The organism is Serratia grimesii, assembly GCF_900186025.1.
Classification (GTDB): Bacteria; Pseudomonadota; Gammaproteobacteria; order Enterobacterales; family Enterobacteriaceae; genus Serratia; species Serratia grimesii.
Genome location: NZ_LT883155.1, coordinates 3,223,340 through 3,236,961, shown reverse-complemented (window position 1 = coordinate 3,236,961; position 13,622 = coordinate 3,223,340). Strand labels below are relative to the sequence as shown.

General features: G+C 52.1%; 15 protein-coding genes and 1 pseudogene. 8 read left to right on the top strand and 8 right to left on the bottom strand.

Features of this window, described 5'->3' with window-relative positions:
• Positions 1-44 precede the first annotated feature (44 nt).
• Entirely contained in the window at positions 45-293 is a 249-nt protein-coding gene (locus SGBXF1_RS15290) for a GlsB/YeaQ/YmgE family stress response membrane protein (protein WP_037417275.1), read from the top strand.
• A 92-nt stretch (positions 294-385) separates the two neighbouring features.
• Positions 386-772: a YidB family protein gene (locus SGBXF1_RS15285; protein WP_037417280.1), complete on the top strand. Its 387-nt coding sequence runs from the start codon at positions 386-388 to the stop codon at positions 770-772.
• Between the two features lie 3 nt (positions 773-775).
• Here SGBXF1_RS15285 and SGBXF1_RS15280 read toward each other — a convergent pair whose 3' ends face one another.
• Complete coding sequence (locus SGBXF1_RS15280) at positions 776-1,708, bottom strand: LysR family transcriptional regulator (RefSeq protein WP_186427104.1); 933 nt, start codon at positions 1,706-1,708, stop codon at positions 776-778.
• 149 nt (positions 1,709-1,857) lie between these two features.
• On the opposite strand from SGBXF1_RS15280, the pseudogene SGBXF1_RS15275 reads away from it, so the two are divergent.
• Both SGBXF1_RS15275 and SGBXF1_RS15270 read left to right on the top strand, forming a co-directional pair.
• A pseudogene (locus tag SGBXF1_RS15275) lies at positions 1,858-2,643 on the top strand (SDR family oxidoreductase); the annotation flags it as partial.
• A 108-nt stretch (positions 2,644-2,751) separates the two neighbouring features.
• Entirely contained in the window at positions 2,752-3,831 is a 1,080-nt protein-coding gene (locus SGBXF1_RS15270) for an endonuclease/exonuclease/phosphatase family protein (protein ID WP_186427103.1), read from the top strand.
• Positions 3,832-3,872: 41 nt separating this feature from the next.
• On the opposite strand, the gene SGBXF1_RS15265 is transcribed toward SGBXF1_RS15270, so the two are convergent.
• The 4 genes from SGBXF1_RS15265 to SGBXF1_RS15250 all read right to left on the bottom strand — a co-directional run bounded on the left by SGBXF1_RS15265 (position 3,873) and on the right by SGBXF1_RS15250 (position 6,126).
• Positions 3,873-4,880 carry an NAD(P)H-quinone oxidoreductase gene (locus SGBXF1_RS15265; RefSeq protein ID WP_061806578.1) on the bottom strand — a complete coding sequence of 336 codons (1,008 nt, stop codon included), beginning with the start codon at positions 4,878-4,880 and terminating at the stop codon, positions 3,873-3,875.
• Positions 4,881-5,037: 157 nt separating this feature from the next.
• Positions 5,038-5,247 carry a hypothetical protein gene (locus tag SGBXF1_RS15260; protein WP_061806577.1) on the bottom strand — a complete coding sequence of 70 codons (210 nt, stop codon included), beginning with the start codon at positions 5,245-5,247 and terminating at the stop codon, positions 5,038-5,040.
• A 144-nt stretch (positions 5,248-5,391) separates the two neighbouring features.
• Complete coding sequence (locus SGBXF1_RS15255) at positions 5,392-5,508, bottom strand: FeoB-associated Cys-rich membrane protein (protein ID WP_172479785.1); 117 nt, start codon at positions 5,506-5,508, stop codon at positions 5,392-5,394.
• 249 nt (positions 5,509-5,757) lie between these two features.
• The gene (locus SGBXF1_RS15250) at positions 5,758-6,126 is read right to left on the bottom strand and encodes a hypothetical protein (protein WP_037417294.1); all 369 of its coding nucleotides are present in this window, start codon (positions 6,124-6,126) and stop codon (positions 5,758-5,760) included.
• A 151-nt stretch (positions 6,127-6,277) separates the two neighbouring features.
• Here SGBXF1_RS15250 and SGBXF1_RS15245 point away from each other — a divergent pair, with 151 nt between their 5' ends.
• From SGBXF1_RS15245 to dsrB, 3 genes are all read left to right on the top strand, one after another.
• Positions 6,278-7,144 carry an ion transporter gene (locus tag SGBXF1_RS15245; protein WP_186427102.1) on the top strand — a complete coding sequence of 289 codons (867 nt, stop codon included), beginning with the start codon at positions 6,278-6,280 and terminating at the stop codon, positions 7,142-7,144.
• Between the two features lie 284 nt (positions 7,145-7,428).
• Positions 7,429-7,641, top strand: a complete 213-nt coding sequence (gene cspE / locus SGBXF1_RS15240) for a transcription antiterminator/RNA stability regulator CspE (protein WP_004946278.1) — start codon at positions 7,429-7,431, stop codon at positions 7,639-7,641.
• Positions 7,642-7,984: 343 nt separating this feature from the next.
• Positions 7,985-8,185 carry a protein DsrB gene (gene dsrB, locus SGBXF1_RS15235; RefSeq protein ID WP_037417297.1) on the top strand — a complete coding sequence of 67 codons (201 nt, stop codon included), beginning with the start codon at positions 7,985-7,987 and terminating at the stop codon, positions 8,183-8,185.
• A gap of 234 nt (positions 8,186-8,419) precedes the next feature.
• Here dsrB and rcsA read toward each other — a convergent pair whose 3' ends face one another.
• Positions 8,420-9,049 carry a transcriptional regulator RcsA gene (gene rcsA / locus SGBXF1_RS15230; RefSeq protein WP_061806575.1) on the bottom strand — a complete coding sequence of 210 codons (630 nt, stop codon included), beginning with the start codon at positions 9,047-9,049 and terminating at the stop codon, positions 8,420-8,422.
• 735 nt (positions 9,050-9,784) lie between these two features.
• A complete protein-coding gene (locus SGBXF1_RS15225) occupies positions 9,785-11,200 on the bottom strand; it encodes a pyridoxal phosphate-dependent decarboxylase family protein (protein WP_186427101.1) in 1,416 nt (471 codons plus the stop codon).
• A 100-nt stretch (positions 11,201-11,300) separates the two neighbouring features.
• Here SGBXF1_RS15225 and SGBXF1_RS15220 point away from each other — a divergent pair, with 100 nt between their 5' ends.
• Complete coding sequence (locus SGBXF1_RS15220) at positions 11,301-12,179, top strand: LysR substrate-binding domain-containing protein (protein WP_186427100.1); 879 nt, start codon at positions 11,301-11,303, stop codon at positions 12,177-12,179.
• Here the strand turns inward: SGBXF1_RS15220 and SGBXF1_RS15215 are convergent.
• Positions 12,176-13,561: a CoA transferase gene (locus SGBXF1_RS15215; protein ID WP_186428518.1), complete on the bottom strand. Its 1,386-nt coding sequence runs from the start codon at positions 13,559-13,561 to the stop codon at positions 12,176-12,178. The two genes, SGBXF1_RS15220 and SGBXF1_RS15215, sit on opposite strands and share 4 nt — an antisense overlap.
• Between the last annotated feature and the right edge of the window lie 61 nt (positions 13,562-13,622).

Here is a 13,622-nt window from a genome sequence, read left to right as displayed (position 1 = left end):
GTGATAGGGTTTCTTTTAGGCAAAAGGTAATAGGGAGAGTAAAAATGGGCATCATTTCCTGGATCATTTTTGGTTTAATCGCCGGTATCCTGGCTAAATGGATCATGCCGGGCAAAGACGGTGGCGGATTTATCATGACCGTCATCCTGGGGATCATCGGTGCAGTTGTCGGCGGCTATATCAGTACCTTCTTCGGTATGGGTCGTGTTGACGGCTTCAACCTGGGCAGCTTTGTTGTCGCGGTAATTGGTGCTCTGGTAGTACTTTTTGTCTACAGAAAGATCAGAAGCTGATTCGGTGCTGATCAATAGGGTCGCTACGGCGGCCCTTTTTCGTTAAGTCACAGGGGCCGGCGGCTTATGCCGCCAGCCTGAAGGAGATTACCATGGGTCTGTTTGATAGCGTATTGGGCAACATTCTGGGCGGCAGTAACGGTAAAGGCCTGGATTACGTTGCTATCATGCAATGGGTTGAGCAACAGGGTGGCTTGCAGGCGATTCTGGACAAGTTCCGTCAGGGGCAATTCGGCGATGTGGTCGGTTCATGGCTGGGCAACGGTGAAAACCAGCAGATTAACGGCGATCACGTGCAGCAGGCGCTGGGCAGCGATGCGATTAATCAGTTGGCCGAAAAGTTGGGGATCGACCCGGCTCAGGCATCAGCCACGATTGCGCAGTTCCTGCCAACGGTCGCTGACGCGGCATCGCCAAATGGCGAAGTGCAGCAAGACAGTAACGAACTGGGCGATATGGTCGGTAAACTGTTCAAATAATGCTTATGCCCTCGGCGCATTGTCGGGGGCATGATTCACACTTATCCCTTCAATGTCTCCTAACGCTTCCTGCAAGTAATCCACCCAAGCCCGTACTTTGCGGGGAATAAACCGCGCGGTCGGATACACCGCATGCAATGCCATTGGCGGATAGTGCCAGGCCGGTAAAACAGGCACTAGCGTACCGGTCGACAGTTGTCGGCCAATCAGCGGCCGCTGTGCACCACCAATCCCCAACCCTGCCTCGATGGCTGCCAGCAGTGAAAAGGTATTGTTCGCGCGAAAAACCGGGCGCAGATTGACCATCTCGGCACCCTGAGGGCCGATTAATGTCAGTGAGTCACCGTCGGTCAAACCGCTGTAGCGCACATGCGAATGTGTTGCCAGTTCTGCCAGTGTTTGCGGTGTGCCATGCCGTGCCAGGTATTCCGGTGATGCCACCAAGAGCCGTTGCAATCCCCCTAATCGCCGCGAGACGATGCCCGGTGCATTCAGTTCGCCAAAACGAATCGCCACGTCGACGCCTTCACTTATCACATCGGCGCGACGGTCATCCAGTAGCAGCTCGATATTCAGCGCCGGATGTTGTTGCTGAAAGGCAATGACCAGCGGTGTCAGGTGCTGTTGGCCGAATCCCGTTGGCGCGTGAATACGCAATGGGCCATGCAATTTCTGGTTCAATCCGTGTAACGCTTCTTCAGCGTCGTTTACCGCCGCAAGAATCGGTTTGATCTGTTGGTAATAACCGGCTCCTGCTTCGGTCAGCGTTACGGCACGCGTGCTGCGAAATAACAACTTAGCACCAAGTTGTTGCTCCAAACCGGCGATTTGTTGGCTGACAGCCGGTTGGGTCAGGCCGAGATCGCGGGCCGCCGCAGAGAGATTGCCGAGTTCGGCGACGCGGACGAAGGTTTTCATGGCGCTCAGTGTGTCCATTGATACCCCACCTATAGAATTTACTTATAAGTGTTAGTAAGAAAAGCCCTCTACCGCAAGCTTTGCTTATCACTCACAGTGAATACATCAATTCATACTGAGTGGGGCATATATGCAAAACGACAAATTGGCACTGGTGGTCGGCGCTACTGGCGATGTTAGCGCATGTTGTGGAAGCATTGGAGCCGGTGGCATCAGGACTGGAGCACATCAGCTTAATGCAGGGCTATAAAGTCTATGGTGCCCATCTGGGCCCCTTTAAAACACCGGCGCGGGAGAGTGATGCCGGACACATGCCGCCGGAGTTTAATCTTGAGCAGCAAGGTTATCTGGAACGGCGTCAGCAGGGAAAAAACTGGCGCTGGAGTGCAATCCGCCCGAGCGTGGTGGGGGGCTTCTCATTGGGTAATCCGATGAACCTGGCACTGACCATCGCCGTTTATGCCTCTATCAGCAAGGCATTGGGGATACCGTTGCGTTTTCCCGGTAAACCGGGGGCTTACCACAGCCTGTTGGAAATGACCGATGCCGGACTACTGGCGCGCGCTACGCTCTGGGCGGCAACAGAACCGGCGGCGGCCAATCAGGCGTTTAACATCAATAATGGCGATCTGTTCCGTTGGAGCGAGATGTGGCCCAAAATTGCCGCCTATTTTGACATGGAGGTAGCTCCGCCGTTACCGATGGTGCTGGACTCGGTGATGGCGGATAAAAGCGCGCTGTGGCAACACCTTGTGCAACAGCATGATTTGGCTGAAACGAACTATGGCGCGGTGGCGAGCTGGCGCTTTGCCGACTTTGTTTTTTCGTGGGATTACGACATGTTCGCGGATGGCAGTAAGGCGCGCCGTTTTGGCTTCCACACCTTTATTGAGACGGAGGCGATGCTGTTTACGCTGTTTGATGAATTCCGCCGTCGCAAGATTATTCCTTAAGCTTGCTGGCGGGGCAGGCATTTTTTATGGCAATCTTTGGCTGCCGTTTGATACGGCAGTCAGGAGGCCGTCATTCCGACAGGCCACGCCGATAATGAGGAATTAAACGTGACAGGGATTACCGCCATACTGACGCTTTTGCTGGCGCTGGTGACCATTGCGCCATTGTCGAAGCAGGCAGCCTGGTGGATTCGGGTGTGGGATTTCCCCCGCCTGCAAATACTGGTGCTTTCCCTATTGGTGTTGTTGCTTAATCTGCTGTTTGTGCCCTTGTCACCTTGGGTGTGGGGCATGATGGCAGTAAATCTGGCTTGTGCTGTGTATCAGGCCGCGTGGATTTACCCTTATACCCGGCTGAGCAAACCCCAGGTACTGGACTTTACTGGTTACCATAAGAAACCACGTATCCGCATTTTGGTGTCCAACGTGTTAACCCCTAACCGCCAGGCGGATAAACTGCTGGCATTGGTGGCCACCGAGCGACCGGACGTGCTGGTCGCTGTAGAAACCGACAGCTGGTGGGAGCAACAACTGTCGGTGCTGGAACAGGACTATCCCCACACGCTGAAGTGTCCGCTGGATAATCTGTACGGTATGCATGTCTATTCAAGGCTGAAACTTAGCGATGCTCAAATTCAATACCTGGTGGATGAGCAGATCCCGTCGATGCATATGATGGTGCATTTACCGCAAGGGCCGCAGGTGCGCTTGCACTGTGTGCATCCGATGCCACCAAGCCCGACGGAGAATGAAGAATCAGAAGATCGCGATGCCGAGTTGGTGATGGTTGGTAAGAGTGTGGCTAAATCGAAGTACCCAGTCATTGTGACCGGCGATCTGAACGATGTGGCGTGGTCGACCACCACGCGACTGTTCCTCAAAGTCAGTGGTTTGTTGGACCCGCGCCGTGGACGTGGCATGTTCAGTACCTTTCATGCTGGCTATCCGTTCTTGCGCTGGCCGTTGGATCATGTGTTCCACAGTGATGATTTTGTGCTGGGTGCGCTGCGCCGTTTACCTAGCGTAGGGTCGGATCATTTCCCGATTTTGGTGGAACTGGTGTATTCACCAAAACAGGGGGCACAGCAGGAAAGCCTGGAGAAAGACAGCGAAGATGAAGCGCTGGCGCAAGAGAAATTAGCTAATACCGGCTCTACGCCTGAAGACGTACATACGCCTGGTGCTTAGAGGTTTCCCCGCAGCGTTGGCTGCGGGGGGCTTTGCGCGAGTTAGAGAGTCAGCATGATTTTCCCAATATGCTGGCTGGACTCCATCAGGGCATGAGCTTCTGCCGCCTGTTCCAATGGGAATGTTTTGAAGATCTGCGGTTTCAACGCACCGCGCTCCAACAGTGGCCACACTTTTTGCTGTAAATCGGCGGCAATTTGCGCTTTGTCCTCTACGCTACGCGCGCGCAGGGTTGAGCCCGTGTGGGTCAGGCGCTTGATCAGCAGCGGCATCAGATTCAGTTCTTTTACCACGCCATTCTGGGTGCCGATTTGCACAATGCGGCCATCCATTGCTGCCGCTTGGTAGTTTTTCGCCACATAGTCCCCTGCAATCAGATCGACAATGACGTCTGCTCCCTTGCCGTTGGTGGCATGCCGCGTTTGTTCAACAAAATCTTCGCTGCGGTAGTTGATCGACACATCAGCACCCAATGCCAGACTGGCCTGGCGTTTCTCTTCAGAGCCGACGGTGGTGATCACATGGGCGCAGAAAGCTTTCGCCAGCAGGGTCGCAACAGTGCCAATGCCTGACGTACCGCCATGGATCAATACGGTTTCACCGGCTTTCAGGTGACCGCGTTGGAACACATTGACCCAAACGGTAAAGAAGGTTTCGGGGATGGCCGCAGCCTCTATCAGGCTAAAGCCCTGCGGTACCGGTAGCGCGTTGGTTTCATGTACTTTGCAGTATTCTGCATATCCACCGCCGGCTATCAGAGCACAAACGTTATCGCCGATGGCGTAATTTTGCACTCCTACGCCGGTGGCAACCACAGTACCTGCGATCTCCAAACCAGGAATATCAGATGCGCCGGGCGGTGGTGCGTATTGGCCGCGGCGTTGCATGACGTCAGGACGGTTAACCCCGGCGGCGGCGACTTTCACCAGGATCTCCCCTTGTTGCAGGGTCGGCAAGGGGCGTTGGACGGCAACTAAAACCTCGGGTTCACCTGGTTGGCTGATTTCGATGGCTTTCATGGTGCTGGGCAGCAGTGGGCTGGCTGACATGGTGATTCTCCTCAGTTGGCGTTCAGGCGCAGTAACCAGTGTAGGTAACCGCCTGCTGTAATTCATGTTTATCTTACAGAAATGCCGAAGGGGGAATGTAGATCATTGAGCGGTTTAATACAGGGGAAGGGGGCGCCGCCGCAGGGGCGGCAGGGTATTAATCGTTCGGAGGGATGCGAAAACCTTTCAACGACACGATAAAATGTTCTTTCCCTTTGGAGATTTTGGCGCCTCTATCACACCATAGGCTGGCGAGCTGGAAAAAGTCATCACTGTCGATGTCGTAAGCCAGTTCAATTTTTTTTGCTGTGCCGTAACGGATCAGCTTTTCTGCTTCCTGGTGGTTTGTTGCTTTTATGGTGGTCATAACGAAATCCTTGGTGTTAAGCCAGTGCGGATAGTCGCGACCATGATATGGCTGTATTGTGACAATTTTGTGATAAAAAAATGACAGGGTGCAATTTTGTGGCCTGAGGCAGGGTATGAAGATCCTGCCTCAGGAATGCATCCGTCAACGATCGTGCGGACGCAGCAGGGTGTTTTTCTTCTGTGATTTAAAGTGTTTATACAGTGCAAACCCTGCGATGCCGGCTAACACCACCAGCAAAGATACATATTCAGTCGCCATCTGGCCAACCTCCGATATAGCGTGGCTAAGGAGCGGCTATTTGTGACAGTAATCACGTTATGGCGCAATGAGACCATTCTGTAAGGCGGCAGGTGACTGATATTTAAGCATAAAAAAAGCGCCTATAGAGAGGCGCATAAAAAATTGCAACACAGCTTGTTGTGCTCAGCACCAGGAGAAGTGGTGAACAGAACCTCATTGTATGAACCGTACGCCGTCACCGATATAGGGATAACTCTTAAAGAGCGGCTACCATTGATATCCCATGTTCACACTGTACTCAGGATCCTGATTGGTGGAGTAAGGATCTGACTGGCGACGACGATCGGTTTTTTTTACCGGGCCGTTAATGCCTGAATACATGTTGGAGCGTTGGCGGCTGCAACCAGGGTGATCACACTCCATATCAACGCGAAAACCGGTTTTGTCTTCTGACTCAGACCAGACCACAGGAGGTTTGCCTGTTTTCTTCGTCGGGCCGAGTGCCTTTTGCGGGGCGGGTGCTGGTGTGATGCTAGGCTCCGGAGCGGTGTAAGACAGGTCCAGCGCCAGGGCTGGGGTGCTCAGCATCAACAGAGCGGTGCAGCAAGAGGCTGCCAGCGTATGCCATCTAAGCATGGTCTATCTCCCTTTATAGTTACGCAGCGCAACTATAAAACAGAGAGACGAGAATTACTATCATTTGTAACACCTATTGGGATTGGGGATTTGGCTGCGCTCATGTTCAGGGCTAGTATATGAGCAACTTCTCTTTATAAGACATCAGGCTATGACCATTAACACCGCGGTGCTCGGCTGGCGCCAACGAAGCTATCGGCTGCTCTTCGACAATCATTTCCGGTCTGGCCGACGAATGGAAACGTTTTGGGTCAGTACGGCGTTACTCAGCGTTGTTCTGTTGTTTCTTGAGCCGGGTGGTAGCGCTTTGTATTTTCCGGGCCAGGAAGCTATTTATCTTTTCTTCTGGGCGGAGGTGGTTTTTACCGCCATTTTCACTCTCGAGTATCTGTTACGACTGTGGTGTACACCACGCGAGCAACACTATGCCTTCAGTTTTTTTGGCGTAGTTGACTTGCTGACGGTGTTGCCGCTCTACATCATCTGGCTGTTCCCACATATGACGGTAGAGTTTGTGATGCTGTTGCGCGTTTTGCGAATACTGCGTGTGCTACGGGTCCTGAAGCTTCTGCGTTATATGAGTGAGATGGGGATGATTTGGCGCAGCATTAAGCTGGCGCGCCATAAGTTGGCGATGTTTTTTGGTTTTGTCGCCGTGGTGCTGTGTGTGTTCGGTGGCCTAATGTATGCCGTTGAGGGAGGAACAGGCGGTTTTACCAGCCTGGCCGCCTCAGTGTATTGGGCTGTGGTGACGCTGACCACGGTGGGATACGGTGATATCGTTCCTCATACGCCGGTGGGGCGCTTATTGACTTCGGTACTCATCCTGTTGGGCTATTCGATCATCGCGGTACCGACCGGCATCCTGACGGCCTATATGTCACAGGAGCTGCAACGTAATCGCGAAAGGCGAAATTGTGAACAATGTCAACGGGGTGGCCACGAAACAGAAGCCTTATTTTGCAAGTATTGTGGCTTTGCATTGCCTCCGTTATCCGGAAAACACCGCCAGAAATGACGATAAATTGAGCAAAATGGATTGAATCCTGTGCGTTTAGCCCCGTTTCCACAAAGGGGCTAACAAAAAGAGTTGCTATTAAAGTCCCATCATGAGTTAATGCTTCTCGGCCTGTGGTACAGACCTATTTATGCACGACATTTTGAGTAAAGTAGTTCAAATTTAAAGCGTTATCCTAGATAGCTCTTCTCTGACGAATTTCCTTTCTAGTGCCTCCATAAGTAACTGATGACCGGCTATATCTTGCCCATGGTGGCGTAAATTTAATATTGAAGGAATTAGACATGTCTAACATGATCAAAGGTCAAGTGAAGTGGTTCAACGAGTCTAAAGGTTTTGGTTTCATCACTCCAGCAGACGGCAGCAAAGACGTGTTCGTACACTTCTCTGCTATCCAGGATCAAGGCTTCAAGACCCTGGCTGAAGGCCAGAACGTACAGTTCTCTATCGAGAACGGTGCTAAAGGTCCGTCAGCGGCTAACGTTACCGCTATCTAATCGGCTTCTGCTGATTAATAAAAACCCGCCAAGGCGGGTTTTTTTGTGTCTGTAATTTATCGCAGGCAAAAAAAAGCCCGCAAGTCTGCGGGCAAAAGTTCCTTGTTACTTCTTCATTTGCTGGTACTTCTCTGGGGGGAAGCACCGAGGAACAGACTACCTGTTGCGGACTTAAGATTCTGCGGACAAAACGTTAAGAAAGTGAAAAGCCGCTAGCACGGTCGCCTGCTACGCTTTAGGAAAGCACTATGCAGATGAGCAGCAGATTAACTGACTGTATACGGTATTTTTCACACCTCGTTCTGTAATACACTGACATCAATGATAAATGATGAGGTAAGGCATGAAAGTTAACGATCTGGTCACGGTAAAAACGGATGGCAAGCAGCGGCGTGAAGGCGTGATCCTGGCGGTAGAGGAGTTTAATGAAGGGGTAATGTATCTGGTTTCTTTGGAGGACTATCCTGCGGGCGTGTGGTTCTTTAACGAGATTGACAGCCGCGATGGTACCTTCGTTGAATTACGTCAGGCTGTACCCAAGTAATTGTTTCGCAAAATGCGATACTTCTCAGTGCATTAATTTAATTCGCAAGGGTTATGCGTGGTAATTATTCCGGGGTGGTATTAATAAGCGGGTTTTTACTGCGGGAATACCCGTCGCGGCCGAGCGTGTCGTCGCGAGCAGGTATTTAGGTTATTTAAATGCGAAATTTTCAGTACGACGGTCTGAACAACATTTAAAACCAACGTTTGTCACAGTATACGACAACCATTTTAACTAGCGGCTATTGACAAATATTCCACTGGTCAGTGTGTCGGTCAAACGAACAACATGGTAGATAATCTGCTTGTTGTGCGTTTTAATTTTTCTTTTGATATTTCCCTTGTGGGAAGAGACGGTCTTGGCTTTAATTTGCATCTGGTCGGATATCTGGATAGTTCCCTGACCTGACATCCACATGCGTAACATATTTGACTCAGTCTGGCTCAGTGTCACAGGTGTTTGGTCAAATGAGCTTTTTTCCGCGCGGGGGGCTTTTCTCTCCAGATAGTGACTAAGTAGTTGATTCATAGTCTCTGGTTTGATGGATTTTGACGAGATGATGACATTTTTACGAACATATAAATAATCGTCAAAATGTACGTTGGTGATAGCCATAAAAATGAAAAATAAAGTATCAGGGTGCAGTGAAATCACCCCTTTTATACGTTCGGTAGCATTGGCTTCGTGTATGAAGCAGTCTTCGTTAATAAAGACCAGACTGGGTTTCAACTTGCTGCATTTTTCATGCAGGTCGTCAATATTGCCAATCGCATTAATCTGGCGTTTTTTTACTCCGTGTGTTGTCAGGTAGTCTGTTAAACCTAATCTGGTATAGCTGCATGAATCCATAATGATCGTTGGCATATCGCACCCCCACTTAAATCCGTTTTACCGCGGTAACAAAAGAAAAAGCCTGAAGCCTAAAAGGCAAAAAAAAGGAACAAAAAAATCACGTATAAGCAGTGTTCTATCAATAAACTCGACGGTTCTCAACGATATTTTCTTTCTAAACTAATTAACACTGTGAACCTATAAGTTTAGCTTAAGTCAGAATAATCTGCTGGTGGAAGCGCTGTGAGGCTGCGACCTCAATTTGTGCTTGAGCCGCTTGCCTGCTGGTATCTTTATCATTGAATCTGCCCATCATGTCACGAAACGAAATTTTAGATTGCTAGGAAAATTCTTAAAAAAAATTCATGTGTTGTTTTTTTAACATTTTCTAGCTTACTTCCTGGGCAAATCACATTCCGTCGACTATGCGTGTTTTTATTTTTAATAATATTATCATAATGTTATGATTAATTCTTTTGTTTTTGATAATGATAATTCTTTCATTCTTTATCACTTATGATATTCAATAATCACATTGAGTTAACATTAGCCCATTTTTTTGTTACGAAAACTGGCGATATAACAAAGAGTTGATGTGACCATTCGTGCTATTTAGGCAAATGTGAAAAATGTCAGCGAGTGATTAATTTGTTTTGCTGAACTATTTTTCGTTTCATCGAGGGTGAGTCGCTTATCCAGTGCAGGAAAGGGCAGGTTCTGGCAGTAATAATAGAGCGGAGCGCATCTGCGCACCGCTAATTTGAGTTTTCAGACCAATGCTTGCCGGCAGTGTTGCATGGATTCCAACGCAAGATGAATGTCGGCCTCTTGAGTCATCCAATTGACCAGCGCCGCGCGGATCCCCGGTTGCCCGTTATAGCGGGTGGGGGTACAGCGTACGATACCCTGGCGATCGAGTTGGGCGATAAAGCGATCGCGTGCGGCAGTGGCATCTCCCTCGACGTTGTTAAGTGCAAAGCACACGACGTTAAGATTAACCGGTGCCAGCAGTTGGAAGCCCTCGCTGGCATCCAGCTCTGTGCCCAACAGCTGCGCCAGTTGCACATTACGTTCAACCATATCTTGCATGCCACTGCGGCCATAGGCTTTTAGCGCCATCCACAGCGGCAGCGCACGGAAACGCCGTGAGTTTTCTGGTGTCAGATGCAGGTAGTTGTCCGGCCGCAGCGTTGGTGCTTCCAGATAGGCAGAGTGGTTTTGGAAGACTTGCATCTGTAACGCTAAATGACGGCTGAATTGAATCGCGCTGTCGTAGGGCACATTTAACCATTTATGTGCATCGACGGTGATGGAGTCCGCTTGCTCCCAGCCCGCAAGCCGAGGGGCATATTGGGGTGAGCTGGCCGCGACACCGCCAAAGGCAGCATCAACATGCAGCCAGAATGGATAGCGTTCACGCAGTGCCAGCAGGCGTGGCAGATCGTCGAAGGCCACGGTATTGACAGTTCCGGCGCTGGCTAACACGATGGTTGGCACACCGCTGTTGGCAACCAGATGGCGCTCCAGCGCTTCTGGGTCGATAGCCTCAGAATTGGGCTGGCTGTCGATAATATTAAGCGCGTCACGACCGATACCGAGCATACTGAGTGCTTTCACACTGCTTGAGTGTGCATTTGCCGATAGCACCTGAATGGTCCCTAACGCCGCCAGCCCTTGTTCGGCAACATCAATCCCACGTTGTTGTCCTAACCACTGACGGCCGATGGCAATACCGACAAAGTTCGCCATGGTCGCGCCGCTGACAAAACTGCCGTTGAATGCCTCGGGCAGGCCAAGCAAGGTTTTTAGCTGCATAATGGTTGCCAATTCAATCGCTGCAGCAACAGTGTCGTGGCTCAGTTGGCTATTTTGGTCGATGGTGCTAACCAGCCAATCCGCGGCCAACGCGGCTGGGGTCGCGCCACCCGTGACAAAGCCAAAGTAACGTGGTCCGGCACTGCCAGAAAGGCCATCAGCATAACGCTGCCAGAAGCCGTCCAACGCCGCCAACGCGCCGTCGCCATTTTCTGCCAGCCGATCATCCCCTTGCTGCAATTGTTGTGCAGCCAACGGCGGGCAAACCGGGCGTTGTTTCACGCCCGCCAGGAAGCTGTCAGCTAATTGACGGGTGTGCTCGAGTATCTGTGGAAACTGGTTAAGATCTTGCTGTAAACGTGGGTGCATGGGGGATCCGGATGTGAAGAGGCTAGATGTCTACCCTAGACCATTTGCTTTGTGGCGAAAATCGATGAAAAATAGCCTTTTTGGATAGCAGAGCTAACCAATGTCAAGTGAGCGTATTCCACTGCATCTTCTGCCAACCTTTGTGGTTGCCGCGCGGTTAGAAAATCTGCGCGCAACTGCCCAGCAGGTGCATCTTACCCACGGCGCAATCAGCCAGCAGATTCAACAGCTCGAGCAAGCGATCGGTTGTCCATTGTTTGAACGACAAGGGCGGGGTCTGCGTCTAAATGCTGCCGGCCGTGAGTTGTTGGCGGTTGCCGAGCCGGCACTGTTGGCATTGCAACAGGGAATAGGCCGGGTCAGACGCCTTGCGCAAAGCCAGGCGCTTCGTATCAGCGTGCTGCCTTCTTTTGCACATTATTGGTTAATGCCGCGCCTGCCATCTTTCCACGCGACTTATGCCGACATTGCACTGGATATTGATGCATCGTTGGCCGTGCAGGATCTATCGCGCAAAGGGTTCGATGCGGCTATACGGCTTGGCAATGGGCAATGGGCCGATATGCAAGCGCAGCGCATTGCCTCTGGCGAAGTGGTACCAGTTGCCACTCCCGCTCTGGCGCAACAGTGGCAGACCGCATTCGATAATGGAGCGCCAGGCATGCCACTGTTAGAGCATGACGTCACACCGTGGCGTAGTTGGTTTGTCGCACATCAGCACATGGCATGTGACCGACCATTGGCCTTGTTCAATGATGCGGGGTTATTGATCCGTGCAGCCGAACAAGGGTTCGGTATCGCGCTGGTCAAAAAACGGCTGGTGAGTGATGTGCTGGCAGAAGGGCGACTGGTGGCACTGGCACCCGCGCAACGTCTGGATCAGGTGGACTTCTATTTGGTTTGGCCACAGACCGCCGGGTTGACACCGGCAGTCGAAGCCTTATTGCACTGGTTGCAGCACCAGCTAACCGGAAGTTAGCGTCGTAGCCATTCCGGCTGTGAACTGCCCAAGGTAGTTGCGGGCAGTGCCCAGAGCAGTGCGGTACCGTTCAGCCGTAGCGGAGCGATAAGGCGTTGTGCAGCGCCCCAATGCGTAAGTTCAGTTTCAGGGTTTTCATCCGAGGTCTCGACAGGGGCCAGCGGTGTCACCGAATGTTGCTGTGGGTAAGGATGGTCAAGCAGCAGTTGTGCTGTCCGTGCCAGAGACAAACGCGCGCTATAGCCAGTGCCCTGTTGTCGTCGTTGACGCATGCCGTGCAGTACCGCTGCCGCCATCAGGTAACCCGTTGCATGATCCAGCGCCTGTACCGGCAGCGGCACAGGCACCGCGGCAGCCTTCCAGGCCATACCTGATTCTGCCAGGCCACAACTCATTTGCACCAAACTGTCGAAACCACGTCTTCCACGCCATGGACCTGTCCAGCCATAGGCGTTCAGGCACACGTCGATCAACCCAGGCGACAGAGCTCGACGCTGTTCAGCGCCATACCCCAGTTTTTCCAGCGCCCCGGCGCGGTAGCCGTGGACGATGACGTCGGCGTTTTTCAATAGATGTTCGAAGGTGTGACGATCGTGAGCATTTGTCAGGTTCAGTCGTGCACAGCGCTTGCCGAGAATCACGTCATGTTCAACGCCGGGCTCATCCCATCCGTAAGGATCGATACGCAATACGTCCGCCCCCAACCCGGCGAGAAAGCGGGTGGCAACGGGCCCGGCGATAATCCGTGTCAGGTCCAGTATCCGTACGCCGTACAGTGGTCTGGCAGTAGGGAGGCCCCAGTTTGGCAACGGGGCTTCTGCTTGTTGCGCTTGATGAATCAGTGGCTCCAGTGCAACGCTCTTGCCCTGCACGTGTTGCCGCCATGCCTCTGTCGAACGCATCTCTGCCGCGCAGCCGCCGGCTTCAATTACCGCCTGTTCCAGATCGCCTTTTTTCCACGTAAGCACCTTTTGCGCCAGCGCATTTTTATCCTGATGTGGACCGAGCACGTGCTCTACCGCGCGGCGGTGATGCGGTGCATTGGTATGCAGACGGATCCAACCGTCGCAGGTCGCGTAGTCACCTGCCAGTGCGTCCCAGGCCGAGGGTAATGTCCACCCCAACGGCCGCAATGTCCACCCGAACCACAACGACGCCAACCGGCGATCGACAAAGACGCGTGGTGCATCAGCCTGATTGTGTTTCAGCAGTTGAGCGCAGGCTAACCCCGCAGCACTCCAGCAGGCAGTTGCCAGTTCGGTGACGGGGAATGCGCTGCTCAGTGCGCCTTCACCACTGACTGTCAACGGCCCCGCTGGGGCAGTATGCCCTCCCAGATGTTGCCTGATCTCTGAGAGCAGCGTTTGCGTAAGGGTATCCATCATCAACTCCAGGTTGCTGGTCGGGGCCTGTGTCACGTGTTGTGCACTCCGACCGACATGA